Here is a 24,365-nt window from a genome sequence, read left to right on the forward strand (position 1 = left end):
GTGGAACGCGAGGGCTCAGATTGGATGTATCCGACTCGTCGTACGGAAACGTCGACGGGCAGCCCGGAACGACAGGGAGGAACCTGTCATGACGACCCATGTGCGGGAATCCGGTTCGAGAAAGACGGCGCACGGCAGCGGCTGGCTCGTCTTCGCCGCCGTCATGATGATCTTCACCGGCATCATGACACTGCTCGCGGGCATCTCTGCCCTCGCCAAGGACGACGTCTTCATCGCCACCAACGACTACGTCTACAAGCTCAATCTCACCGGCTGGGGCTGGATCCACCTCATCCTGGGCATCGTGATCGCGCTCGCCGGCTTCGCCCTGTTCAAGGGCGCCACCTGGGCCCGGGTCGTCGGCGTGGGGCTTGCCGGTCTCAGCATGATCGCGAACTTCATGTGGCTTCCCTACACACCGTGGTGGGCGCTGCTCTTCATCGCGATCGACGCCTTCGTCATCTGGGCCCTGTGCGTGGCCCCCGGGCCGCGGAGCGACTGACGCCTGGGGACTTGGTTCCGTGGCCTCGGCGTCCGCGGCCGACGGGACAGCCACGGTGCCGCGGTCAGGCCTCACGCTCGTCATCGGCGCCGCCGGTCCGGTCTCGTACGGAGCCGACCTGCGCCGCGACGTCTCTGCCGCCCCGCCGCCCGCCGCCAGGGGCCGTGAGGGTCCGGGTTGGACAAGAGGCGGATCGACGGCCGATCATGCAACGCCGGTTAAGCCCGGGGTTAACGAACGAGCGGGGGCGTGGGGGAGCGTGGAGCTGCGCGACATCGAGATCTTCCTGACCTTGTCCGAGGAGCTGCACTTCGGAAGGACGGCCGAGCGGCTGCACGTCTCGGCGGCACGGATCAGTCAGGCGATCAAGAAGCAGGAACGGTCGATCGGGGCGAAACTCTTCGAGCGGACCAGCCGCCGGGTGACGTTGACGCCGGTGGGGGAGCAGTTGCTCGGGGACCTGCGGCCGGCGTTCCTGGGCCTGAAGGCGAGCGTGGACCGGGCACGGCTCACCGCCCAGGGCAAGACGGACATCCTGCGGATCGGCCTCATGGTCACCAACGGCCACGAACTGCGGCCCTTCTGGGACGCCTTCCGCTCGCGCCATCCGCAGTGGGGACTGCGACTGAAGCACAACGGCTACATCGACCCGTTCGCGCCGCTGCGCAACGGAGAGATCGACCTGCTGCTGTCCTGGCTTCCGGTGGAGGAACCCGATCTGACCGTGGGGCCGGTGCTGTTCGAGGAGCCCAGGGTCGCACTGGTGGCGGCCGACCACCGGCTGGCCGGGCGCTCGTCGGTGACCGTGGAGGCGTTCGCGGACCACGGCGTCGCGGGGCCGGACGGACTCCAGCCCGCGTACTTCGAGGACGCCTTCGTCCCGTTCTCCGCAGCCGGCGGTCGTGCTATCGAACGCAAGTTCCTGGTCACGACGTTGGACGAGCTGTACACGCTCGTGGCCGACGGCGAGGTCATCCACCCCCTGGGCAATCAGGTCACCCGCTTCTACGTCCGCCCCGACGTGACGTACGTGTCCGTGCGTGACATGCCCCTCCTCCGCTGGGGGCTGGTCTGGCGGTCGGACCACGACAGCCCGATGGTCCGGTCGTTCGTCCGCATCGCCCGCGAGCTCGGCACGATGTCCTTGTAAGGCCCCCGCCGGTGCTCGACGACGTGGAGGGGCGCCCGCACGCGGCGCCGGGAAGGCCGGACCTCAGGTGAGGTCCGAGCCGGTGTCCTCGCGGCCGACCTTCAGCCGGCCCAGCGGCGGGAAGTCGTCGGTGCTGTCGCCGGGGGAGAGGGTGTAGACCCCCACCATCCGTCCCCGCTCGTCCACCACCGGCAGACTCGCGGGCGGCTCGACCCCGCCGACGGCCCGCAGCAGGAGCGCTCCGTCCTGCTCCAGGACGGTCAACGTGGTGCTCTGTCCGGTGTTCGGCTCTGCCATGCGCTCACCCTTGTCGATGATCGGATCGGACATGCCACGGTAGTTCGACGGCGCCCGGCCGCGGCCCAGCGACACCCGGGGACGGCCGGGCGCCCGCACCCGACCGACGGGACCGGCCGTCACACGATTCACCCGGGTGGCCCCGCCCATCCGGGCCCTCCCGCCCGATCGAGGCGAGCATGACCCCATGAGCCGAGAAGACACGCGGAAATCCGGTCGGTCGGACGGGCACAGGAGCGCCGGCAGGGGGCGGGGCATGCTGACCCCGCCCCGCATCGCCATGCTGGTGTTCGCCGCCCTCGCCATCGTCCTCATCGCCCAGAACACCGCCGATGTCAGGATCCGCCTGCTCGTCCCCGTCGTCACCATGCCGCTCTACCTGGCCCTGCTCCTCATGTTCGTCCTCGGGGCGCTGTGCGGAGCCCTGCTGCTGAGCAGTCGCCGGAGGAGATAGCCCGGCCGCCCGGGGGGCGGGCAGGGGCCTTCCGTCCACGTGACACGGCCGGTGACGGAACTCCTGCGGACCCGCGTGGGGCGGTCACCCCGGCTGAGCTCGCCGTGTCCCCGTAGGAGATCCGTCAAGAGGGCGCCGCCCCGCGTATGGGAGGCGTCAACGGAAGCGGCGGACCGGCGGGGAGGAGGTTTTCTCGTCACGTCAGAGAAACCGTTCTTCCCTCAGGAGCTCACGATGGCCGACGTGGCCTTCGTCGTCACCACGATCGCGGTGTTCGCGCTGGTGGCTCTCATCGCCAAGGGGGTGGCGAAGCTGTGAGTGCCGAGAACATCGTCGGTCTGCTCGTGGCCGTCGCCCTGCTGGTCTATCTCGTCCTCGCCCTGCTCAAGCCGGAGAGGTTCTGAGCACGGCTATGAGTCCCACGCACATGAGTTCCACGCCCATGAGTCCCGTGCTCGCCGGTGTGCTCCAGCTTCTCGCCCTGGCCGTCGCGCTCGGGCTGGCGTACCGCCCCCTCGGCGACCACATGGCCCGCGTCTACTCCTCCGGGAAGCACCTGCGCGTCGAGCTGTGGATCTACCGGGCCATCGGCGCCGACCCGGACACGGAGATGCGGTGGCCCGCCTATCTGCGCGGCGTGCTCGCCTTCTCCGGGGTGGGCGTCCTCTTCCTCTATCTGCTCCAGCGCGTGCAGGGGAGCCTGCCCGGTTCGCTGGGCTTCGCGTCGATCGACCCGGACCAGGCGTTCAACACCGCCGCCTCTTTCGTGGCCAACACGAACTGGCAGTCCTACTACGGCGAGCAGGCCATGGGCCACGTCGTGCAGACCGGCGGCCTGGCCGTACAGAACTTCGTCTCGGCGGCGGTGGGCATCGCGGTCGCGGTCGCCCTGGTCCGCGGCTTCGCCCGCTCCCGCACGGGCGAGCTGGGCAACTTCTGGTCCGACCTGGTCCGCGGCACTGTCCGGATCCTGCTGCCGATCTCCGTCGTGGGCGCCCTCGTGCTCGTCGCCTGCGGCGCCCTGCAGAACCTCTCCGGCATCCACGAGGTCGGCCAGTTCACGGGCGGCACCCAGCAGTGGAACGGCGGCGCGGTCGCCTCGCAGGAGGCCATCAAGGAGCTGGGCACCAACGGCGGCGGCTACTTCAACGCCAACTCCGCCCACCCCTTCGAGAACCCCAGCGGCCTCTCCAACCTCTTCGAGGTCTTCCTGATCCTCCTCATCCCCTTCGCGCTGACCCGCACCTTCGGCAGGATGGTCGGCTCGCTCAGGCAGGGGTACGCGATCCTCGCGACGATGGGCGCGATCTGGCTCGGGTTCACCGCGCTGATGATGTGGACCGAATTCGCGCACCACGGCCCGGCGTTCGACCTCGCGGGCGGCGCGATGGAGGGCAAGGAGACCCGCTTCGGGATCGGCGGCTCGTCGATCTTCGCGGTCGCCACCACGCTCACCTCCACCGGTGCGGTGAACTCCTTCCACTCCTCGTACACCGGCTTCGGCGGCGGCCTCACCCTGCTGGGCATGCAACTCGGCGAGATCGCCCCGGGCGGTGTCGGTTCCGGTCTCTACGGCATGCTGATCATGGCGGTCATCGCCGTCTTCATCGCCGGCCTGATGGTCGGCCGCACGCCGGAGTACCTGGGCAAGAAGATCGGCACCCGCCAGATCACGTACGCCGCCTGCTCCCTGCTGATCACCCCGGCCCTGGTGCTCTCCTTCACCGCCGCCGCGATGGCCCTGCCCACTCCGGCGGACTCGATGACGAACACGGGCGCGCACGGCTTCTCCGAGATCCTCTACGCCTACACCTCCGGCGCCAACAACAACGGCTCCGCCTTCGCGGGACTGAACGCCGACACCCAGTGGTTCAACTCGACCCTCGGCATCGCGATGCTCCTCGGCCGGTTCCTGCCCATGGTGTTCGTCCTCGCCCTTGCGGGCTCGCTGGCCGAGCAGCAGCCCGTACCCGAGACCGCGGGCACCCTGCGGACCGAGAAACCCCTCTTCGCCGGCCTCCTGATCGGCACGATCATGATCACCACCGGCCTGACCTACTTCCCGGCCCTCGCACTGGGCCCGCTCGCCGAAGGGCTCGCGGCATGACCGACGATATACGCACCCACGGGGTACGGCCCCAAGGCGTACCCAGCCAGGGCGTACGGCCCCACGGAGCGCCGGCCCCCGCGGCCGGAGCGCTGATCGGCGGCGGCCTCTTCGACCCCCGGCAGCTCCTCGCCTCCTTCCCCGACGCGATCCGGAAGCTCGACCCGCGGGTGATGGTGAAGTCCCCGGTCATGTTCGTGGTGCTGATCGGATCGGTCGTCACCACCGTGCTCGCGATAAGGAACCCGCACGACCTGTTCGGCTGGGCGATCACCGGCTGGCTCTGGCTGACCACCGTCTTCGCCAACCTCGCGGAGGCCGTCGCCGAGGGCCGAGGCAAGGCCCAGGCCGACACCCTGCGCAAGGCGAAGTCCGGCACCGTCGCCCGCCGCGTCGCCCCGACCGGCGAGGAGCGGGTCCCCGGCACCGAGCTGCGCGTCGGCGACCTGGTGGTCTGCGAGGCCGGCGACACCATCCCCGGAGACGGCGACGTCGTCGAGGGGGTCGCGTCGGTCGACGAGTCGGCCATCACCGGCGAGTCGGCCCCGGTCATCCGCGAGTCGGGCGGCGACCGATCGGCCGTCACCGGCGGTACGAAGGTGCTGTCGGACCGGATCGTCGTCAGGATCACGACGAAGCCCGGGGAGACCTTCATCGACCGGATGATCGGCCTGGTCGAGGGCGCCGCCCGGCAGAAGACCCCCAACGAGATCGCGCTGAACATCCTGCTCGCCTCGCTGACGATCGTCTTCCTCCTCGCCGTCGTCACCCTCAAACCCTTCGCGATCTACGCCGGCGCCGACGAGCAGACCTCACTCGTCGTCCTCGCCGCGCTGCTGGTCTGTCTGATCCCGACCACGATCGGGGCCCTGCTCTCGGCGATCGGCATCGCCGGCATGGACCGGCTCGTGCAGCGCAACGTCCTGGCCCTGTCGGGCCGTGCCGTGGAGGCGGCCGGCGACGTGTCGACCCTGCTCCTGGACAAGACCGGCACCATCACCCTCGGCAACCGGCAGGCCGCCGCATTCGCCCCCGTCACGGGCGTCACGGAGGCCGAACTCGCCGACGCCGCCCGGCTGTCCTCGCTCGCCGACGAGACGCCCGAGGGGCGCTCCATCGTGACCCTGGCGACGGAGAAGTACCCGCAGCCCGCCCCTCTCCAAGGCGAACCGGACCACGCCGAGTGGATCGCGTTCACCGCCCAGACCCGTATGTCCGGCGTCGACCTCGTCGAGAACGGACGCGGCCGCATGATCCGCAAGGGAGCGACCGGATCCGTCGTCGCCTGGGTCGAGGAGCGCGGCGGGACCGTACCGCAGGACACGCGGGCGCTGACCGACCGGATCGCGCAGGCCGGCGGCACACCGCTGCTGGTGGCCGTGGAGGACGACCGGGGGGCGCGCGTCCTCGGCGTCGTCCACCTCAAGGACGTCGTGAAGGACGGCCTGCGGGAGCGCTTCGCCGAGCTGCGCCGCATGGGCATCAGGACCGTCATGATCACGGGCGACAACCCGCTGACCGCCCGGGCCATCGCGGAGGAGGCCGGCGTCGACGACTTCCTCGCCGAGGCCACCCCCGAGGACAAGATGGCCCTCATCAAGCGCGAACAGGCCGGCGGCAGGCTCGTGGCGATGACCGGCGACGGGACGAACGACGCCCCGGCGCTCGCCCAGGCGGATGTCGGGGTGGCGATGAACACCGGCACGTCGGCCGCGAAGGAGGCCGGCAACATGGTCGACCTCGACTCCGACCCGACCAAGCTCATCGAGATCGTCGGGATCGGCAAGCAGCTCCTCATCACCCGGGGCGCGCTCACCACCTTCTCGATCGCCAACGACGTGGCCAAGTACTTCGCGATCGTCCCCGCGATGTTTGCCGTCGCCTATCCCTCGCTGGACAGGCTCGACATCATGGGCCTCTCGTCGCCGGAGTCCGCGATCCTCTCCGCCGTCGTCTTCAACGCACTGATCATCGTCGCCCTCGTGCCGCTCGCCCTGAAGGGCGTGCGCTACCGGCCGGCCGGCGCCGACAGGATGCTCCGCCGGAACCTCGGCGTCTACGGCCTCGGCGGCCTGATCGCCCCGTTCATCGGCATCAAGCTCATCGACATGCTCCTCTCCCTCCTCCCCGGAATCGGCTGACCGACCATGAACAACTCCGCAGGCACCACAGGGCGGCTGCTCTGGGCGGGTCTCCGCGCCCTCCTCGTCCTGACCGTGATCACCGGCGTCCTCTATCCGCTGACCGTCACCGGCATCGCCCGGGTCGCCTTCCCGGCCGAAGCCGCCGGCTCCGAGATCACGGACGCGAGCGGCAGGGTCGTCGGCTCCGAACTCATCGGCCAGACCTACCGGCTGCCCCTCGCGGCCGGCGAGGAGACCGCGCGCCCGGACCTGCGATGGTTCCAGCCGCGCCCCTCGAACGGCCTCGGCACCAACAGCGTCAACACCCGGTACTCCCTCCTCCTCTCCGGCGCCACCAACCGGTCCGGCGACAACGAGGACCTGATCAGGTGGGTCACGGACGCCAAGGCCGCCGTCGTCGAGGACAACTCCACCCCCACGTTCCCGGTGCGGCCCTCCGACGTCCCGGCCGACGCGGTCACCTCCTCCGGCTCCGGCCTGGACCCGCACATCTCACCCGCGTACGCCGCCCTTCAGGTCCATCGGGTCGCGGAACGGAACTCCCTCGACGTCGGGGCGGTCGAGAAGCTCGTCGCCGACCACACCGACGGCCGCACCCTCGGTTTCATCGGCGAGCCCCGCGTGCACGTCCTCCGGCTCAACATCGCCCTCAAGGAGCTGGTGGAGCAGGGCTGACCGCGCCCGGCCGGGCCGACGCCACCGGCCCGGCCGCGGAGGGGCGGGCTTGCGCCATGCCGTGGTGCCCTGTCGGCCACCGGGGTGACGTACGAGGCCGGGGCGACAACCCCGGCGCCTCACGGGGGACCCGTACAAGGCCGCTGAACCGCACGCGACCGAGCGGTCTCGCCTCGAACGACAAGGAGCGAATCATGGGACACGGCGGAAACGTCATCCAGGAACTGACCGCGGACCACCGCGAGGTGGACGAACTCTTCGCGAAGATCGAAGCGCTGCCCAGCGGCGACGAGCGGCGACGGGACCTGGCCGACCAGCTGACCATGGAGCTCATCCGGCACTCGGTCGCGGAGGAGCAGTACCTGTACCCGTCCGTGCGCCGGTTCGTCGACGACGGGGACGACCTCGCCGACAAGGAGGTCGCCGACCACGCCGAAGTCGAGCGGATGCTGAAGGAGCTCGAAGGCTGCGAGCCGGGCGACGGCATGTTCGACACGCTCATCACCCGGCTGAAGGCGAGCGTCGGCGCCCACGTCGCCGACGAGGAGAACCGGCTGTTCCCGCTGCTGGCCGAGTCCTGTTCCGCCTCGGCGCTGGACGACCTGGGCGAGAAGGTCCGCTCCGCGAAGAAGACCGCGCCGACCCGCCCCCACCCCTCCGCGCCGGACACCCCGCCGGCGAACAAGATCCTCGCGCCGGGCACCGGCATGGTCGACCGCCTGCGGGACATGCTCTCCGGCCGCGGCCGGCAGGGCTGACCCCCGGCGCAGGGAAGCGAGGGCCCGGCACGTGCCGGGCCCTCGCTTCCCTGCGCGCGGGCGAAAGCGGGCGGATGTGGGCGGTTGCGGGCCCGAGGCGTGCGCAGGGGCGACGATCACGTCGGAGGGCCGCCCCGCGGCCTCGACGCCCGCCCACCGACGGGCGCGCCCGGGAAGCCGGGGCAGAGCGCGGCGACAGCGGCCACGGGAACCGCCCCGGAGAGGTCGCGCCCGTCAAGGCCGCGGAGACGACACCCCGTACAGCGTCCGTCACACCGCCTGAGCGGCCTCCAGGCGGGCGCGGAGCTGCGGGCGGTGGAGGTCGGCTATCGGTGCGAGGAAGTCGGGGTGGCGCAGCAGACCCGCCGACCGGTGGTCCGCCTCAGCGGGGTCCGTCAGCCGGCGGAAGGACACGGGGACGCGCTCCCCGCGCGCCGCGGTGACGGCGTCGGCGGCGGCGGAGGCGAGGGGCGCCGAAGCGAGGAGGCAGGCGGCCCAGCTGGCCACGACCTCGTCGACCCAGGAGTGCCACGCCTCGGTGCCCGCGGACCGGTCCGCGTCCGCGCCGGTGACCCAGTCGAGATGGGCCGCGCCGCCCGGCCCCGAGAGCACGACCAGCTCCGCGTCGAGCTCCGTCGGATAGCGCAGCCACGCCGCCAGCGTCACGGCCTGCCGGGCCTGGGCCTCCGCGAGGCCGCGCTGGACCGCGCCGGGGCCCGGGGGGTAGGCGCGCAGGAGCCACTGCGTCGTCGCCGCCGTGAGCGGGGCGAGGAGGTCGTCTGTGGGCACGGCTGACCGTCCGTACGGATGGGGAGCGTAAACCCCGGCACCTTAACCGGCGCCCCAGGTCGTCCGAAATGACCCAGGTCACGCCAACCCGGGCGACCGGGCGCTTTGGGGGCGCGGGCCGCGAGGGCGTCGCGTCAGAGACCGGCGAGGAGGTCGTCGAGGGGGGCGGGGACACGGTCCGGGGCGAGGGCTTCGACCAGCACGTGGCCGTACCGGATCTTGCGCCCCTTCTTCGTGCCCAGGAACCGGCGCAACTGCTGCTGTGCGGTGCGGCCCCGCTGCGCGGGCTGGCGCAGGAACGTCCGCAGGGCGCGCAGATCCCCCTCGGCGCCGACCAGCGCCTCCACCCGGGGCGGGCCCAGGGCACGGATCAGCTCGTCCTCGAGATCCGCCGCGCAGACGAAGATCCCCTGCTCCGCCGCTCCGGCCCGCTCCCACCCCCGGGCGTAGTACGGACGCTCCGCCTCGTCGCACAGACCGGTCAGGCGCAGGCCGAGACCGGTCGGCCCGAGGAGGCGGGCGAAGCGGCCGACGTTCATCGCGCCGCCCATCGGCAGGACGGAGACGCCCTCGGCGGCGAGGTCCCGGCCGCGCCGCCGGGCCAGCGCGCCGACCGCCGCGACGTCGCTCGGCCCTTCGAGGAGGACGACCGTACGGACCGGCAGCCGCGCCGCCAGCTCGCGCGCGGCGTCGCCGGGACCACCGGCCGCCCACGCGGTGACCGCTTCCCGGAACGCCCCCATGTCACTCATGCGACGAGTCTCCGCCTCGCGCGGCCTGCGCGGTAATGGTTTTCCGTCCCCGCGGGGGCGGCTGTGCCGCCTCGGGCTCGATCAGGAGACGGGGGTGGTTCCGCATCGACCGCTGAGAGCGCGGCAGATGGTCGGCCAGGGCTCCCAAGATGAGGGAGAGGCCCTCGCGTTCCCGGCCGAGGTCGGAGAGGCACAGGGCGAGGGCCGCGCGGACCGCGTCGTCCAGTTCATCGGGCCTGATCGACAAGACACCTCCTAGGCCCAAGGATGCGGTCATGCCCGCAGTGTTGGTGCGGGGACCGCCCGCGGGTGATCATTCCCGGCATGACCGAACACACGACGCAACGGACGACCGACGGCACGATCGACGACAGGACCGAGGGCACCACGCAGGAGACGATCGACGCCGCGGCCTCGGGGACCTGGAAGCTGGGCGACCTGGAGGTCAACCGGATCGGGTTCGGCGCGATGCGACTGACGCAGCGGGGAGCGGCGTTCGCCGCGGACGCCGCCCCCAGCGACCGCGACCGGGCCATCGGCGTGCTCCGGCGCGCCGTCGAACTCGGCGTCGATCACATCGACACCGCCGCGTTCTACTTCTCGTCCCTGCGCTCCGCCAACGAGCTGATCAACCGGGCGCTCGCCCCCTACCCCGACGACCTGGTGATCGCCACCAAGGTCGGCCCGGGCCGCGACCCCTCGGGCGCCTGGATCCGCCACGCCGCCACCCCGGCCGAGCTCCGCGGCCAGGTCGAGGAGAACCTGCGCCAGCTCGGCCGGGACCATCTGGACGTGGTGAACCTGCGGATCGTCGGCAGCGACTCGATCGCCGAACGCTTCGGCGCCCTGGCCGACTTGCGCCAGGCGGGCCTCATCCGCCACCTGGGCATCTCCAACGTCACCCCCGCCCACCTCGCCGAAGCCCTGGCCATCGCGCCGGTGGTCTGCGTCCAGAACCCGTACGGCCTCAGTGTGCGTCCCGAGCACGACACGTTCGTGCGGGACTGCGGCGAGCAGGGCGTGGCCTTCGTGCCGTTCTACTCGATCGCCGGCACGGGCCGCGAGGCGGGCGCGGCCGGTACCGAGCCCGACGCACTGCTCGCCGTGGCGCGGGCGCGCGGGGTGAGCACGGCGCAGATACGGATCGCCTGGACGCTCCACCAGGGCCCGCACCTCTTGGCCATCCCCGGCACCGGCGACCCGGAGCACCTGGCGGCGAACGTGGCCGCGGGCGCCCTGCGGCTGACCGAGGAGGAGCTGGCCGTGCTGGACGGCCTCCACCGGGGCGGTGCGTGACGGGTAGACGGGCGGTGCGTGACGGGTAGGCGGGGTGGTGCCTGACGGGTACGGCCCCGCCCCCTCAGGGTGAGGAGCCCTCGGCCGGCCCCGGGTCCGTGAGGGTGATGGCCGCGGCCGGGCACACCCCCGCGGCGGTGCGGACCGCCGCGCGCCGGTTCCGGGGCGGCCGGGCGTGGAGGAGGACGACCAGGCCGTCGTCCTCGTCCTGGTCGAAGACCTCCGGGGCGGTCAGGGCGCACATGCCGGCGCCGAGGCACCGGTCACGGTCGACGTGGACGTCCATGGGATCAGGCCTCGTCCCAGGTGACCGGCAGCCGGTGCACGCCGTAGATGCTCATGTCCGTCCGGAGCGGCACGTCCTCGGCCGGCACGGCGAGCCGCAGCGTGGGGAACCGTGCGAACAGCGCGGGCAGGGCCACCGTCAGCTCCACGCGGGCCAGTTGCTGGCCCAGGCACTGGTGCATGCCGTGTCCGAAGCCGAGATGCCCGGTGGCGGTGCGCCGCAGGTCGAGGGCGTCGGGGTCGGGGAACCGCTCCGGGTCCCGATTGGCGGCCTCCAGCGAGAGCGTGACGCTCTCCCCGGCCCGGATCAGCCTGCCGTCCAGCTCCACGTCCTCCAGAGCGGACTTCACGGTGGTGTGGGCGACCGTCAGATAGCGCATCAGCTCCTCGACCGCCTGCGGCGCGAGGTCCGGGTCCTTGCGCAGGGCCTCGGTCTGGGACGGGTGGCCGAGCAGGGCGAACGTCCCGTGGGCGATCATGTTGGCGGTGGTGTCGAGGCCGGCGGCGAGCAGGAAGACGCCGATGCCGACCAGCTCCTCGTCGGTGAGGTCGGAGTCCCGCGCGAGGTCCCCGAGCACGTCGTCGGAGGGCTCGGCGCGTTGGGCGGCGACCAGCTCCGCCATGTACTCCTGCAGGCCGGTCATGGCGGCGTGGCGCTCCTCGGGCGCCGCCTCCAGGGACATCATCGTGTGGGCGTGGCCCTGGAAGCGCTCGCGGTCGGCGTAGGGCACCCCGAGGAGTTCGCAGATCATCAGCGCGGGAAGGGGCCGGGCGAACGCGTCGACCAGGTCCGTGCCCGGCCCCCGGCGTTCCAGAGCGTCCAGGTGCTCGGCGGTGATCTCCTCGACGCGCTCGGTGAGCCGCCGCATCCGTCGGACGGTGAACTTGCCCATGAGGAGCCGCCGGAACCGGGTGTGCTCCGGCGCGTCCATCCCGGTCATGTCACCGACCGGCGCGGGCGGCAGCGGGCCCTCCGGGCCGCCGGGGAACGGGAAGTGCATCAGCTCGTACCGCGAGCTGAAACGACTGTCGCCCATGATCGAACGGACCGTGGCATGGCCGGTGGCCAGCCAGCCGACGTGCCCGTCGGGGTACGTCATGCGGGTCAGCGGCTCCGCCTCGCGTAAGGCGGCCAGGCCGGCGGGCGGGTCGAAGGGGCAGCCGGTGGAGCGCTGGACGGGAAGCGTGACGGGCTCGGCGGTGCCGGGGCGGTGCGACGGCTCGTGCCGCATGGTGTCCTCCGTGGGTGAGCGTAGGCACGGCGGGCGCGCGCTGAAGCGAGGATGGCGTCATCCGTGGCGCCATCTCTGACCTAGCGGCTCTCCGCGCAAAGTGCCTTTGGGTGGATGTCTGTCGGCGTGACCCGGACTCGTGGTCCCGGGCCCGCGGTTTCATAGTGGCACCTTGATGGCGCCAAGCGCAAGACGCGATGGCGCCGCGTGGCGCCGCCCATCCGAGGTGTGGCGTCGCCGGGGCGCCCCGCACGGCCGCCCCCGGCCGCCTTCGCGTGACCGCCGACCTCAGGGCGGTTCGGCAGAGTGTTCTGCGATCATGAACGCGAAGGGGGCCATCGGGTTCCCGCCGCACCCGGTCGGCGGAGTCGGCCGGCACCGACCGAACAGGACTCGTCCTCCGTGACTGTGACGCACCCTTGGCTGCGCCTGGCCGCCGCGCCGGCGCTCGCCGCCGCCCTCCTGGGCACCGCCCTCGCCCCCGCGGCTCCCGCGGCTCCCGCGGCGCCGGCCGCCCCCGCCGCCCCGCCCGCACCGGCCCGCTACGGCGAACTGGTCGTGAACGGCGCCTTCTCCGCCGGCATGGAGGCGTGGTGGACCACCGGCAACGCCGCCGCGACCGCCACCGGCGGCGCCCTGCGCTCCACCGTCGCCGCCGCCCCCGGCAACCCCTGGGACGTCATGGCCGCCCAGCGCGGGCTCGTCCTGCGCAAGGGCGCGACCTACACCCTCTCCTTCGACGCCAAGGCCTCGCGGGCGACCCGGATCGCGACGACCGTGCAGCTGGCGGACGCCCCCTACACGGGGACCCTCTCCCGCACCCTCGACGTCGACGCCACCAGCCGACGCTTCAGCTGGACCTTCACCTCCGGCCTGGAGACGACCGCCGGACAGGTCACCTTCCAGCTCGGCAACCAGAGCGCGACCACCGACATCACCCTCGACAACGTCTCCCTGACCACCTCCACCGCCCGCGAAGGCTTCTACACCGACCCGGCCAACAACGCTTACACCTGGGCGAACGCCCACCCGACCGACCCCCGGGCCGGCCGGATCCGGACCGCCCTCGGCGACCACGCCGCCGTCAAGTGGTTCGGCGGCTGGGACGCCGACGGCAACCCCGCGACCGGGATACGGGACGAGGTGAGCGCCTACGTGGGCGGGGCGGCCGCCAAGGGGCAGGTACCCGTCCTCGTCACGTACAACATCCCCGGCCGTGACTGCGGCGGCCCGTCCTCCGGAGGCGCGGGGAGCCCGGCCGCGTACAAGACGTGGATCTCGGAGTTCGCGCTCGGCCTGGCCGGCGGGCCGGCGATCGTCGTGCTCGAGCCGGACGCGGTCCCGATGGCCTCGGACGAGGCGTGCATGAACGGCGGCCTCGAACAGCGTCTGGACGCCCTCTGGTTCGCCAACCAGCGGCTGAAGGAGCAGGGCGGCTTCGTCCAGACGTATCTCGACGCGGGCAACTCCACCTGGACGCTCGGTCCCGACGGCACCGGCGCGCAGGGGATCGGCCTGAAGAAGATGGCCGAGCTGCTCAACCGGGCCGGGGTCTCCATGGCCCGGGGCTTCTCCGTCAACGTCTCCAACTTCGATGCCACGACCGTCTCGAACGACTACGGCCGTCGCCTCGCGGCCCAGCTCCAGGCCGACTTCGGCGTGACCAGCCGCTGGGTGGTGGACACCTCCCGCAACGGCAATGGCGGGTACGTCACACCGGGCGACCCGGCGAGCGGACACGTCGGCTTCTGCAACCCGCCCCGCCGCAAGCTGGGCGTCCCGTCCCAGGCGGGCACGGGCGGCGCCGAGTACCTGCTGTGGATCAAGCACCCCGGTGACTCGGACGGCGACGGGCCGCAGTGCCCGGCCGGTTCACCGGCGGCCGGCGTCTTCTCCCCGTCCCTGGCGCAGGCGCTGATCGACGGCAGCTGACACCCCTGGCGACGCCCCGGGCGCCCGACGCCTCGCGCCGGGCGCCCACCGTCACGCCGGTCGTCGCGCCGCGAGGCCGTGCTCCGTGCGCTGTGCTCCGTGCGGAGCGGGCCGGCGACGGGCCGCACGGACCGTACGGTCGGCGAAGCCGGCGGCGGGCTTCGTCACGAGCGCGCGGGAGTCGGGCCGGCCTCCGCGGCCGGCTCCCGCCACGCGCTCGCCAGACCGTCCAGCCAGCCGGGCGGCAACTCGGCCGCGTCCCACTCGGCTTGCAGGGCCTCGGCGGCGCCGGAGAGGCGTTCGAGCACCGCGATGCTGGTGGGGGAGTGGGCCAGCGAGTGGCGGCCGTGGACCGCGATGCCGCTGCCGGGCCCGTACTCCGCGTACAGCAGGGCCAGCCGCTCCCCGTGCGCCTCGGCGAACTTCTCCAGTACGCCCGGGTACCCCACCCTTTCCTGCGCGCTCATCGTGCCGAGGACCGCCGTCAGGACCTCGTCCGCCATCTCCGGTTCGAGCTCCGACTTCTGCGTGAAGGTGAGATAGAGCGCCGTCACGGCCACATGCGCGCGCTCCACGTCCATCCGCCCCACCGGGGGATGCGCGGCGGCCCCCTCCGGCTGCGACCCCTGCCCGGCTCCGGTGGGCCCGGTCGCGCCGCGCAGGGTGCGTTCGGCGATGCGGAACAGCTCGGCGCCGACGGCCCGGGCGCCGTCGTACCAGCCGGCTCCGTACAGCTCTCCGCGCTCCCGCGAGGCCTCGCCCTCGATGGCGCCGACCTCACCGCGCGCCGCCGCGACGGCACCGGCCTCGACGAGCGAGATCAGGACATCGGCCTCGGCCCGGAAGACTCCGGCGCGGCCGAGCAGCTCGTGGAGCGTCTTCTTGGCGTTCATGACACTGGTGGCGTCCAGGCCGTGCTCTGGGTTGGGCAGGTTCATGGTCTCCAGCTTGCCCCGTTTTCCTCGCGCTGTGCGGTGAAGCCGCCACCCTCGGCCGGGCCGATGTCGCGCGGACGGCGGCGGGCCCCGGCGGAACGTTCTCCGCCGGGGCCCGCCGTACGCCCACGCCACGCGTGGTGACCGGGGAACGGACTCAGTCCGTGCCGGACTCCATCGCGGCGCGGTCCAGCATCGTCTCCTCGTCCGAGACCTCGCCGCGCGAGGCGATCGCCTCGGCGCCGCCGCCCTCCATGGCCCCGATGAGGCCGGTCGAGGCCGCCTGGGCCGCGCCGATCAGCTGAGGGTGGGCGGTGCCGACCAGACCCAGGCCCGCGTACTGCTCGAGCCGCGCCCGGGAGTCGGCGATGTCCAGGTTCCGCATGGTCAGCTGGCCGATCCGGTCCACCGGGCCGAACGCCGAGTCCTCGGTCCGCTCCATCGAGAGCTTGTCCGGGTGGTAGCTGAACGACGGGCCCGTGGTGTCGAGGATCGAGTAGTCCTCGCCGCGCCGCAGCCGCAGCGTCACCTCGCCGGTGACCGCCGCGCCGACCCAGCGCTGCAGCGACTCGCGGATCATCAGCGCCTGCGGGTCCAGCCAGCGGCCCTCGTACATCAGCCGGCCGAGGCGCCTGCCCTCGTTGTGGTACGCGGCCAGGGTGTCCTCGTTGTGGATCGCGTTCACGAGGCGCTCGTAGACGATGTGCAGCAGGGCCATGCCCGGCGCCTCGTAGATGCCGCGGCTCTTGGCCTCGATGATCCGGTTCTCGATCTGGTCGGACATGCCCAGGCCGTGCCGGCCGCCGATCGCGTTGGCCTCCATGACGAGGTCGACCGGCGAGGCGAACTCCTTGCCGTTGATCGAGACCGGGCGGCCCTGGTCGAAGCCGACCGTCACGTCCTCCGCGTCGATCTCCACCGACGGGTCCCAGAACCGCACGCCCATGATCGGGTCGACCGTCTCGACCCCGGTGTCGAGGTGCTCCAGGGTCTTGGCCTCGTGGGTGGCGCCCCAGATGTTGGCGTCCGTGGAGTACGCCTTCTCCGTGGAGTCCCGGTACGGCAGCCCGTGCGCGAGCAGCCACTCGGACATCTCCTTGCGGCCGCCGAGCTCCGTGACGAAGTCCGCGTCCAGCCAGGGCTTGTAGATCCGCAGGTGGGGGTTGGCGAGCAGACCGTAGCGGTAGAACCGCTCGATGTCGTTGCCCTTGAACGTGGAGCCGTCGCCCCAGATCTGCACCCCGTCCTCGAGCATGGCCCGGACCAGCAGCGTGCCGGTCACGGCGCGCCCCAGCGGCGTGGTGTTGAAGTACGGGCGCCCGCCCGACTTGATGTGGAACGCGCCGCACGCGAGCGCCGCCAGACCTTCCTCGACCAGCGCGGCACGGCAGTCGACGAGCCGGGTGATCTCGGCGCCGTACGCGGAGGCACGACCGGGCACGGACGCGATGTCGGGCTCGTCGTACTGACCGATGTCGGCGGTGTACGTGCACGGGACGGCGCCCTTGTCGCGCATCCAGGCAACGGCGACGGACGTGTCGAGTCCGCCGGAGAAGGCGATGCCGACGCGCTCGCCGGTCGGGAGGGAGGTGAGAACCTTGGACATAGGAAGATTATGCATGGCAATGCATGACCATGCAACCCTGGGCGGGGAGGAGACTCGGGCCCTCCCTCGTCCGGCCTACGGAAGCTCCGGCCGGCGGGGGAGGGGCGGAGCCGCCAGGCCCGCGACGAAGGCGTGCGCCAGGGTCCTGCCGTGGGTGAGGGTGATCAGCCAGGACCGCACCCCCGCCTGCTCGGCCAGGGCGGCCGCCCGCCCCACGAGGCGGACGGACGGGCGGCCGGAAGCCGCGCGCACCACCTCGATCTCCGTCAGGACCGAACCGCTGAGGCCCACCCCCAGCGCCTTCAGGACGGCCTCCTTCGCCGCGAACCGCACGGCGTAGCGCTCCGCCGGATCCGCGGGCAGCTCGCAGTAGGCGCGCTCCTCCGGAGTGAAGACCCGTACGGCGAAACGCGGTTGGCGGGCGAGCGCGGTGCGGAACTCGTCCACGTCGACCAGATCGGTCCCCACGCACAGCACCGGCCCGCCGACCAGGGCCGCCCCCGCCCCGGCCGCGGCCTCCTCGATCCGCCCGGCCTCCGCGACGGCGCGGTCGTCGCCCGGCCGCGCGAAGCCACTCTCAAGATCCAACTTCTTGCTCCGTAACCTATGGGCGGATAGGGTGCCGAACCGTCACTCCATGATGGAGCACGTACGCTTCCAGAGCGCCGACCGAGAGGGTCCCCGCGATGAGTCTGCGGTTCACGCTTCAGCCCAACCCCGCTCCGCTGAGCCCCGATCGGCGCGCCGAGATCCTGACGGACCCCAAGTTCGGCCAGTACTTCACCGATCACATGGCCCGAGCGGTGTGGACGGCGGAAGGCGGCTGGGGCGACGCCGCGGTGGTGCCGTTCGCTCCCGTCCCGATGCACCCCGCCGCGGCGGTCCTGCACTACGCGCAGGAGATCTTCGAGGGGATGAAGGCCTACCGGCACCCGGACGGCTCCGTCTGGACGTTCCGCCCGGAGGCCAACGGCGAGCGGTTCATCCGCTCCGCCCGGCGGCTGGCCCTCCCCGAACTCCCCCTCCCCGCCTTCCTCGACTCGGTCCGGGAACTGGTCCGCGCCGACCAGGCGTGGGTGCCGGGCGAGGGCGAACAGAGCCTCTATCTCCGGCCGTTCATGTTCGCCTCGGAGCCCTTCCTCGGCGTGCGGCCCGCCGCCGAGGTGACGTACATGGTCATCGCCTCGCCCGTCGGCTCGTACTTCTCCGGCGGAGTGAAGCCCGTCTCGATCTGGCTGTCCACGGACTACACCCGGGCCGGCCGCGGCGGGACCGGCGCCGCCAAGTGCGGCGGCAACTACGCCGCCAGCCTCGCGCCGATGGTGGAAGCGGCCGAAAACGGCTGCGACCAGGTCTGCTTCCTCGACGCGGCCGAGGGCCGCTACGTCGAGGAACTCGGCGGCATGAACCTGTACTTCGTCACCGACGACGGCCGTCTCGTCACCCCCGAGCTCGGCACCATCCTGGAGGGCGTCACCCGCGCCTCGATCCTCTCCCTCGCGAAGGAGATCGGGCTGGAGGTGGAGGAGCGCCCGGTCGAGATCACCGAATGGCAGGAGGGCGTGCGCACCGGAAGGATCCGCGAGGTGTTCGCCTGCGGCACCGGAGCCGTGGTGACGCCCGTCGGGCGGCTGGTCTGGAGCGACGGCGAGGCGACCGCGCCGGACACCGGCGCCGAGGACTCCGTCACGATGCGGCTGCGCAGCCGGCTCGTGGACATCCAGTTCGGCCGGGCCGCCGACCCGCACGGCTGGATGCGCCGCCTGATCTGAGGCCCGGGCCCGGATGGGCCTCCGCCGCGCACCGCCTCCGGCCGGTTCTCCCACGAGAGGCGGGCGCGCGGGCCGGCCGGACCGCCGTCAGCGGCCCGGGGGGCCCGCGGTGAGCAGGCCGAGGCCCACCGCTTCGTTCGGGCTCGCGCCGCCGCAGTCGTCCCCGGTGAGGGAGCGGCCCTCGGTCACCGGGAGGCAGGCGTCCGCCAGGTCCTCCGCCCGCAGCGCCCGGCCCTTGCCGACGCCCCGCTGGACGGCGAGCGCCGCCACCCCCGCCGCGTAGGCGGTTGCGCCCGAGGTGCCGCTGGACACCAGCCAGCCGTCGTCGGGCGCGGTGGAGTCGTAGGCGCTGTTCCGCCGGTCGAAGAGGCACCCCGGCTGGGTCGGGAAGACGATGTAGTCGCCGTGGGGCAGCATGCCGCAGGGCCCGGACAGGTCGGGCACGCTCCGGCCGGGGAAGACCGCGGAGCGGTAGCTGGAGGCGAGGTCGGAGGCGCGGAGCCCGCCGTCCGGCGCCACATGGACGCCGCCGACCGTGAGGGCTCCGGGAGTGGCCACCGACTGGAACATGGCGGTACGCCGGTCCGTGGAGCCGTTCCCGGCGGCGAACAGCACGGTGATGCCGCGCCGGACCGCGGCGGCGACCTCCAGGTGCAGGTGCGGCTCCTCCCGCAGGGTCCCCCAGCTGCACGAGATGACGTCCGGCTCCAGCTGGACGGCCCGCTGGAACGCCGCCAGCGGGAAGGAGAACGCCTCCCCGGCCATCTTGACCATGGTGAGGGAGACGGCGGGGGCGACCGCCAGGAGGAGCGCCGACATGGCCGTGCCGTGTCCCCGCTCGTCCGCCCGGGGATCGAGCGGCTCCAGCGCCGGGACGACGGAGGTGGTGTAGCCGTGCGCCCGGTGGTGCGGATGGTCGTACAGGCCGGTGTCGACCATCACCACCCGGACGCCCTCGCCGCGGATCCCGGCGGCGTGCAGCCGGTCGGCGCCGGCCAGCCGCGCGGCGTCCCCGGGCAGCCGGAGGTACCGCTCGGGGACCGACGACGGCGGCACGGCGCTCACCGCCCGCCCCGAACCGGACCGCCCCGAGCCGGCCCGCTCCGAGCCGGCCCGCTCCGAGCCGCCCGGTTCCGGGCCCGCCACCGCTTCGCCCGCCGCGCCGGGGCCCGCCAGCTCGAAGCCCGCCCGGGGCGCCCGGACCTCCGCGACCAGCTCGGGGCAGGGGCGGGAGCGCAGCGCCCCCGCCGCCTTCAGCTCGTAACGGACCGTCTCCCGGATGTACTTGTTCCGCACCGGCACCACGGGGCTGCCGAAGACCTCCGCGAGCAGGGCGTTGTCGCCGGCCACGGTGAGGCCGACGTCGGTGCGCGCCTCCACGGTCAACCCCTCGCGGAGATACGCGTCGGCCAGCCGGTCGACCGTGCCGGGCTCCGGAAGGAAGTCCTCCACGGGGTGCCGCAGCAGCCGCGCCGGATCGTCGCCCAGCACGGCCCCGGTGGCCGAGCGGGGGACGACGGTCACCGTGCCGCGCCGCTCGAAGCGGGCGCGCTCGTCCTCCACCACGCGCGGTCCTCCCTCCACTCGTCCTGCCTCCACTCGTACTCCCCGCACGCGTCCGCCTCGCCTCACCGGTGCGCGAGCGCGCGCAGACGGTTCCGGTCGAGCTTGCCGGACGGCGTCAGATGCACGCCCCCCTCGGCCAGGAAGTCGATCCGGGCCGGGAGCATGTAGTCGGGCAGCCGCAGGGCCAGTTCGCGGCGGAGTTCCGCCTCGTCCGGGCCGGACGCGTCCGGCCCGGCCCCGCCCCGCCGGCCGAGGACGAAGAGGGTGATCGCCTTCCCCGTCAGCGGATGCTCGGCCGGGACCGCGCAGCAGTCCGTCACCCACCCCAGGGCGAGCGTCGCCGCCTCCACCTCGGACAGGTGGACGAGATTGCCGTTGATCTTCAGGGCGTCGTCGCGCCGGCCCAGGAACACCAGGGCCCCGTCCGCCCGGCGGCGGACGTAGTCGCCGGAGCGGTAGTAGCGGCCTCCGGCCGAGTCCGGCGGCACGACGAGAGCCCGCTCGGTGCGGTCCGGCTCGCCGCAGTAGCCGACCATCACCTGCGGGCCGCCGATGAGGAGTTCCCCCGTCTCCCCGTCCGGAACCGGCCGGAGATCGTCGTCGACGACGAGGACGTCGACCGACGGCAGGGGAGCGCCGATCGGCAGGAACTCCTCGTCGTGCCCGCCGGGGTCGTCGGTGAGGAACAGGGTCGCGCTGTGCGTGGTCTCGGTCGGACCGTAGCCGTGTACGTACGTCAGCCCGGGCGCCACGGCGGCGAACGCGCGCAGCACCGACAGGGGACAGGACTCGCCGCCGAACCACAGCCTCCGCAGCGAGGACAGGTCCCGGCGCCCGGCGTCGCTGAAGCGGCCCACCAGCATCCGGATCACCGACGGCACCAGCAGGGTGTCGGTGATCCGCCACTCCTCGCAGGCCCGGGTGATCTGCGTGGGCATGCGCAGCCGGGGCAGCAGATGGACGGTGCCGCCGACCAGGAAGGTCGACCAGAGGTCGACGACCGAGGCGTCGAAGAAGAGCGGCGCCACATTGAGGAAGCGCATGCCGTCTTCGAAGCCGACCACCTCCTGCACGCCTTCGAGCAGCGCGCACAGGGAGCGGTGGCTGATCACGACGCCCTTGGGGGAGCCGGTCGACCCCGAGGTGAAGACGGTGTACGCGTGGTCGTGCGGGCTTCGGCCGACCGGGTCCGCGGGGCGGAGACCGGTCTCGGCGGCGGGGTCCCACCGCTCGCCCGCAGGTCCGTCCGGCAGGTCCCGGCCGACGGTCACCACGGTGCCGGCGGGCGCGCCGTCGAGCAGGGCGCGGTGGCCGGGGTGGACCAGCGTCACGGCGGGCCCGCACAGGCCGAGCAGCAGCGCGACCCGCGCCGCGGGCAGCGACTCGTCCACCGGGACGTAGCGGGCCCCCAGCCGCAGCGTGGCCCACATGGCCGTCACCGAGGCGACGGACTTGTCCATGAGGAGGGCGACGGTGTCGCCCCGGCCGACGCCGAGCCGGGCGAGGAGGTCGGCGAGCGCCTGGGTCCGCCGCGCCAGGGTGCGGTAGGAGACCTCCTCGCGGGTGGCGAGGTCGACCACGGCCGTGGCGTCGCTGCCGCTCCGGCGTTCCAGGATCTCGTCCGCCAGGCGCAGGCCGCGCCCGCCCCCGGGCCCGCCGTCCCGGCCGTCACCGCCGTCCCCGTTCATCCGTCCTCCCGCCAGGTCCAAGGGTCCTCCAGCCGTCGCCGGATCGCGTCCAACAGCTCGGGGAAGGTGTCCATGCGTTGTTCGTACGACCCGAAGTGGCCCATGCCGTCCAGGACGGTGAGCTCGCTGCCGGCCAGTGCGTGCAGCTCCTCGGCGACCGACAGGGGAACCCAGGGGTCGTCCTTGGAGTGGAACTGCGCGATGAAGCGCTGGTTGCGCCGGATCGCGCCCCAGTCCCACGGACGGTCGAAGAACCCGCTGCGCCGCTCCAGTTCGAAGCCGCAGTCGGTGTGGTGCCCGGCCACGGCGAAGGTGCCGAGCAGGGGCGCCGTCTCCGCGTACCGGAACGCGGTCAGCGCCCCGGAGGAGTGCCCGACGATCACCGTGTTCTCGTCCGGGCGGATCTCCTCGGCGAGGTACGGCAGCCAGTACCGCATGCGGCCCTTGATGGGGTCGGGGAACGTCTCGGCCACCACCCGGTGGCCGAGGGCCTCCAGCTCCCGTCGCAGGTACGGGAACCAGATGCCCTCGACGCTCGCCCCGGCGTTCCCGTGGATCAGGACGATCCGCAGGTCCGCCGGCGAGCGGGTGCCGGACGGCCCCGTGGCGATCTCAGACAGGGGACACCTCGTCGTCGAGGAGCTCCTCCAGGAGCCCGGACAGGGAGCCCAGGGTCGCGAAGTTCTCCACCGTCAGCAGCTCCGGCTCGAGTTCGATGTCGTAGAACGTCTCGAACCCGAGGGTCAGCTCGATCATCTGGGTCGAGTTCAGCGACAGCCCGCCGTTGAAGAGCGGGGTGCCGGAGGTCAGCTCGACCTGCTGGTGCGGGAAGATCTCGGCGATGACCTTGCGCAGGTCGTCCTCGATCTCCGCCTGGGTCTTGCGGCCACTCACCCTCGGTTCAGCTCCTCTCGGGGGCCGCGGTGTTCTCGTCCTGCGTCTTGGGACGGGTCTGCAGGAAGAGCGGGGTCCGCGGGATGTTCTGCTGGTCCTGGTGGAAGGGGTTGCGCTTGTTCTTCAGCGAGAGGTACATCGTGCGGCGGGCGCGGGCCTTCTCCTCGTCGGAGTAGAAGAGGAACGCGATGTTCCCCGCGTTCTCCCGGCCGACCTCCGTCAGGGTCAGCTCCTCGTCGGTCTCCACGGCGTAGCCGCCCTCGACCAGCCAGTCGACCTCACGGCGGTACTTCTCGAAGTTGGCGACGTCCTCCTTGCGGACGGTGCCGAAGACCGGGAAGAAGACCATGACGCGGTTCTCGACCTCGTCCTCGCTGCAGATCCGGCCCTGCTCGATCGGCAGGACACCGGCCTCCACGTCACGCATCCACCGCTCGACGTCGGTGTGGTTGCGGTAGCTGCGCTCGCCCATGTAGTTCTCGGCGGCCGGGCCGATGCCCAGGGTGTAGCTGGCGCGGTAACCGTTGCCGCCACAGGCGTGGTTGAGGCCGATCTCGCCCGGGTCGTCGAGATGGGTGAAGAAGTTGATCAGGAGCTGCTTGTCGTAGCCGTAGGCGGCGAGACCGTCCTTGATCTGGCGGTACTGGACCCGCTCGATGCTGCCCGAGGGCTTGACGTCGGCGACCTTGCCCGCCCGGATCTGCTGGTCGAGCCGCGTGCCCTCCCACTGGTTGAAGCGGTACGTCTGGACGAAGCTGGGCCGCAGCTCGGCGCAGATGCCCTCCAGGTCCCGCGCGAGGACCTCGTCGTCCTGGCCCGGGAGGTTGTACATCAGGTCCAGGGCGAAGGTGCGGATGCCGGCCTTGCGGATGTTCTCGGCCGTCTGGTGCACCTGCTCGACGGTGGCCTTGATGGTGAGCTTCTTGCGTATCTCCGGGTCGAGCGTCTGCACGCCGAAGGAGATGCGGGTGATGCCCAGTGACTTCAGCATCTCGATGTAGCCGTCCTTGGAGAGGCCCAGCGGGCTGCCCTCAAGGGAGATGCCGTCGACCTCGCTCAGGTCGAACTCGCGGTGCACGGCCTCCAGGATGTCCGCCATGGACTCCTGCTCCAGCGCGGACGGGGTGCCGCCGCCGAACTGGACGTACTTGATCTTCGTGCCGGCGAAGTACTTCGAGCGCGCGTTGCGCTCGATCTCCCGCACCATCGCCTTGACGAAACGCTTCTGCCGCTCGCCCTGGTACTTCGCCGCGGATTCCTTGAAGCACGCGCAGAAGTTGCAGAACGCCTCGCAGAACGGGATGTGGAAGTAGAGCAGGATGTCGGTCTGCTCCGGGTGGGACTGGCGGTCCAGGAAGGAGAAGTACTCCGCCTTCTTCGCCTCGTCGTCGAGGGCGTCCTGGAAGCCGCAGATCTTGGGGTAGAACCAGGTGACGTTGGTGCGCTTCTCGGGGCTCTCGAACTCGTCCTTCAGATAGAAGTTCGAGTCCAGCCCGAGCATGAAGGGGTTCTCGACGGGGGTCGTCATGAC

The 24,365-nt window shown here is 72.2% G+C and carries 25 protein-coding genes; 11 read left to right on the top strand and 14 right to left on the bottom strand.

Annotated elements, in window-relative coordinates; translation table 11 throughout:
* Window positions 1-88 precede the first annotated feature (88 nt).
* Complete coding sequence (locus ACZ6RC_RS16590) at window positions 89-502, top strand: DUF7144 family membrane protein (RefSeq protein WP_391137832.1); 414 nt, start codon at window positions 89-91, stop codon at window positions 500-502.
* A gap of 259 nt (window positions 503-761) precedes the next feature.
* Entirely contained in the window at window positions 762-1,652 is an 891-nt protein-coding gene (locus ACZ6RC_RS16595) for a LysR family transcriptional regulator (RefSeq protein ID WP_391137802.1), read from the top strand.
* A 63-nt stretch (window positions 1,653-1,715) separates the two neighbouring features.
* Here the strand turns inward: ACZ6RC_RS16595 and ACZ6RC_RS16600 are convergent, their stop codons facing one another.
* Window positions 1,716-1,982 carry a CBS domain-containing protein gene (locus tag ACZ6RC_RS16600; RefSeq protein WP_391137799.1) on the bottom strand — a complete coding sequence of 89 codons (267 nt, stop codon included), beginning with the start codon at window positions 1,980-1,982 and terminating at the stop codon, window positions 1,716-1,718.
* 223 nt (window positions 1,983-2,205) lie between these two features.
* Here ACZ6RC_RS16600 and ACZ6RC_RS16605 point away from each other — a divergent pair, with 223 nt between their 5' ends.
* The 6 genes from ACZ6RC_RS16605 to ACZ6RC_RS16630 all read left to right on the top strand — a co-directional run bounded on the left by ACZ6RC_RS16605 (window position 2,206) and on the right by ACZ6RC_RS16630 (window position 8,087).
* Window positions 2,206-2,403 (top strand): lipopolysaccharide assembly protein LapA domain-containing protein, encoded by a 198-nt coding sequence (locus ACZ6RC_RS16605; RefSeq protein WP_391137796.1) that lies wholly within the window; start codon window positions 2,206-2,208, stop codon window positions 2,401-2,403.
* Window positions 2,404-2,717: 314 nt separating this feature from the next.
* On the top strand, window positions 2,718-2,807 hold the full coding sequence (kdpF, locus tag ACZ6RC_RS16610) for a K(+)-transporting ATPase subunit F (RefSeq protein ID WP_391137793.1): 90 nt from the start codon (window positions 2,718-2,720) through the stop codon (window positions 2,805-2,807).
* Window positions 2,808-2,845: 38 nt separating this feature from the next.
* Window positions 2,846-4,510: a potassium-transporting ATPase subunit KdpA gene (kdpA, locus tag ACZ6RC_RS16615; protein WP_469584343.1), complete on the top strand. Its 1,665-nt coding sequence runs from the start codon at window positions 2,846-2,848 to the stop codon at window positions 4,508-4,510.
* Window positions 4,507-6,651, top strand: a complete 2,145-nt coding sequence (gene kdpB / locus ACZ6RC_RS16620; protein ID WP_469583449.1) for a potassium-transporting ATPase subunit KdpB — start codon at window positions 4,507-4,509, stop codon at window positions 6,649-6,651. The genes kdpA and kdpB overlap by 4 nt, the downstream gene beginning before the upstream one ends.
* 6 nt (window positions 6,652-6,657) lie before the next feature.
* Entirely contained in the window at window positions 6,658-7,329 is a 672-nt protein-coding gene (locus ACZ6RC_RS16625) for a potassium-transporting ATPase subunit C (RefSeq protein WP_469583453.1), read from the top strand.
* A gap of 194 nt (window positions 7,330-7,523) precedes the next feature.
* Entirely contained in the window at window positions 7,524-8,087 is a 564-nt protein-coding gene (locus ACZ6RC_RS16630) for a hemerythrin domain-containing protein (RefSeq protein WP_391137782.1), read from the top strand.
* Between the two features lie 270 nt (window positions 8,088-8,357).
* On the opposite strand, the gene ACZ6RC_RS16635 is transcribed toward ACZ6RC_RS16630, so the two are convergent.
* The 3 genes from ACZ6RC_RS16635 to ACZ6RC_RS16645 all read right to left on the bottom strand — a co-directional run bounded on the left by ACZ6RC_RS16635 (window position 8,358) and on the right by ACZ6RC_RS16645 (window position 9,905).
* Window positions 8,358-8,876: a hypothetical protein gene (locus ACZ6RC_RS16635; protein WP_469583457.1), complete on the bottom strand. Its 519-nt coding sequence runs from the start codon at window positions 8,874-8,876 to the stop codon at window positions 8,358-8,360.
* A gap of 134 nt (window positions 8,877-9,010) precedes the next feature.
* On the bottom strand, window positions 9,011-9,628 hold the full coding sequence (locus ACZ6RC_RS16640; RefSeq protein WP_469583460.1) for a TOPRIM nucleotidyl transferase/hydrolase domain-containing protein: 618 nt from the start codon (window positions 9,626-9,628) through the stop codon (window positions 9,011-9,013).
* Window positions 9,621-9,905 carry a tetratricopeptide repeat protein gene (locus ACZ6RC_RS16645; protein ID WP_469583463.1) on the bottom strand — a complete coding sequence of 95 codons (285 nt, stop codon included), beginning with the start codon at window positions 9,903-9,905 and terminating at the stop codon, window positions 9,621-9,623. Before ACZ6RC_RS16645 ends, ACZ6RC_RS16640 begins: the two co-directional genes overlap by 8 nt.
* Before the next feature lie 47 nt (window positions 9,906-9,952).
* Between ACZ6RC_RS16645 and ACZ6RC_RS16650 the strand changes: the two genes are divergently transcribed.
* On the top strand, window positions 9,953-10,924 hold the full coding sequence (locus ACZ6RC_RS16650) for an aldo/keto reductase (RefSeq protein WP_469583467.1): 972 nt from the start codon (window positions 9,953-9,955) through the stop codon (window positions 10,922-10,924).
* Window positions 10,925-10,988: 64 nt separating this feature from the next.
* Here the strand turns inward: ACZ6RC_RS16650 and ACZ6RC_RS16655 are convergent, their stop codons facing one another.
* Together ACZ6RC_RS16655 and ACZ6RC_RS16660 are read right to left on the bottom strand one after the other, a co-directional pair.
* On the bottom strand, window positions 10,989-11,210 hold the full coding sequence (locus ACZ6RC_RS16655) for a ferredoxin (protein ID WP_391137774.1): 222 nt from the start codon (window positions 11,208-11,210) through the stop codon (window positions 10,989-10,991).
* 4 nt (window positions 11,211-11,214) lie between these two features.
* Window positions 11,215-12,441 (bottom strand): cytochrome P450, encoded by a 1,227-nt coding sequence (locus tag ACZ6RC_RS16660; protein ID WP_469583470.1) that lies wholly within the window; start codon window positions 12,439-12,441, stop codon window positions 11,215-11,217.
* 402 nt (window positions 12,442-12,843) lie between these two features.
* Here ACZ6RC_RS16660 and ACZ6RC_RS16665 point away from each other — a divergent pair, with 402 nt between their 5' ends.
* Window positions 12,844-14,373 (top strand): glycoside hydrolase family 6 protein, encoded by a 1,530-nt coding sequence (locus ACZ6RC_RS16665; RefSeq protein WP_469583473.1) that lies wholly within the window; start codon window positions 12,844-12,846, stop codon window positions 14,371-14,373.
* Window positions 14,374-14,537: 164 nt separating this feature from the next.
* Here ACZ6RC_RS16665 and ACZ6RC_RS16670 read toward each other — a convergent pair whose 3' ends face one another.
* The 3 genes from ACZ6RC_RS16670 to ACZ6RC_RS16680 all read right to left on the bottom strand — a co-directional run bounded on the left by ACZ6RC_RS16670 (window position 14,538) and on the right by ACZ6RC_RS16680 (window position 17,502).
* Window positions 14,538-15,311 carry a hypothetical protein gene (locus tag ACZ6RC_RS16670; protein ID WP_453620010.1) on the bottom strand — a complete coding sequence of 258 codons (774 nt, stop codon included), beginning with the start codon at window positions 15,309-15,311 and terminating at the stop codon, window positions 14,538-14,540.
* 154 nt (window positions 15,312-15,465) lie between these two features.
* Window positions 15,466-16,914, bottom strand: coding sequence for an argininosuccinate synthase (argG, locus tag ACZ6RC_RS16675; RefSeq protein WP_391137762.1), 1,449 nt, complete (start codon window positions 16,912-16,914; stop codon window positions 15,466-15,468).
* Window positions 16,915-16,989: 75 nt separating this feature from the next.
* Complete coding sequence (locus ACZ6RC_RS16680; protein ID WP_469583477.1) at window positions 16,990-17,502, bottom strand: holo-ACP synthase; 513 nt, start codon at window positions 17,500-17,502, stop codon at window positions 16,990-16,992.
* 98 nt (window positions 17,503-17,600) lie between these two features.
* Between ACZ6RC_RS16680 and ACZ6RC_RS16685 the strand changes: the two genes are divergently transcribed.
* Window positions 17,601-18,686, top strand: a complete 1,086-nt coding sequence (locus ACZ6RC_RS16685; RefSeq protein WP_469583480.1) for a branched-chain amino acid aminotransferase — start codon at window positions 17,601-17,603, stop codon at window positions 18,684-18,686.
* A gap of 87 nt (window positions 18,687-18,773) precedes the next feature.
* Here ACZ6RC_RS16685 and ACZ6RC_RS16690 read toward each other — a convergent pair whose 3' ends face one another.
* From ACZ6RC_RS16690 to ACZ6RC_RS16710, 5 genes are all read right to left on the bottom strand, one after another.
* Window positions 18,774-20,252, bottom strand: coding sequence for a S8 family serine peptidase (locus ACZ6RC_RS16690; protein ID WP_469583483.1), 1,479 nt, complete (start codon window positions 20,250-20,252; stop codon window positions 18,774-18,776).
* A gap of 62 nt (window positions 20,253-20,314) precedes the next feature.
* Entirely contained in the window at window positions 20,315-21,940 is a 1,626-nt protein-coding gene (locus ACZ6RC_RS16695; protein WP_469583487.1) for an amino acid adenylation domain-containing protein, read from the bottom strand.
* Window positions 21,937-22,560: an RBBP9/YdeN family alpha/beta hydrolase gene (locus tag ACZ6RC_RS16700; RefSeq protein ID WP_469584348.1), complete on the bottom strand. Its 624-nt coding sequence runs from the start codon at window positions 22,558-22,560 to the stop codon at window positions 21,937-21,939. Before ACZ6RC_RS16700 ends, ACZ6RC_RS16695 begins: the two co-directional genes overlap by 4 nt.
* A complete protein-coding gene (locus ACZ6RC_RS16705) occupies window positions 22,553-22,834 on the bottom strand; it encodes an acyl carrier protein (protein ID WP_391137747.1) in 282 nt (93 codons plus the stop codon). The genes ACZ6RC_RS16700 and ACZ6RC_RS16705 overlap by 8 nt, the downstream gene beginning before the upstream one ends.
* Before the next feature lie 7 nt (window positions 22,835-22,841).
* Window positions 22,842-24,362 carry a coproporphyrinogen-III oxidase family protein gene (locus tag ACZ6RC_RS16710; RefSeq protein WP_391137744.1) on the bottom strand — a complete coding sequence of 507 codons (1,521 nt, stop codon included), beginning with the start codon at window positions 24,360-24,362 and terminating at the stop codon, window positions 22,842-22,844.
* Window positions 24,363-24,365: the final 3 nt, after the last annotated feature.

This window comes from Streptomyces sp. NPDC048353 (assembly GCF_055587165.1).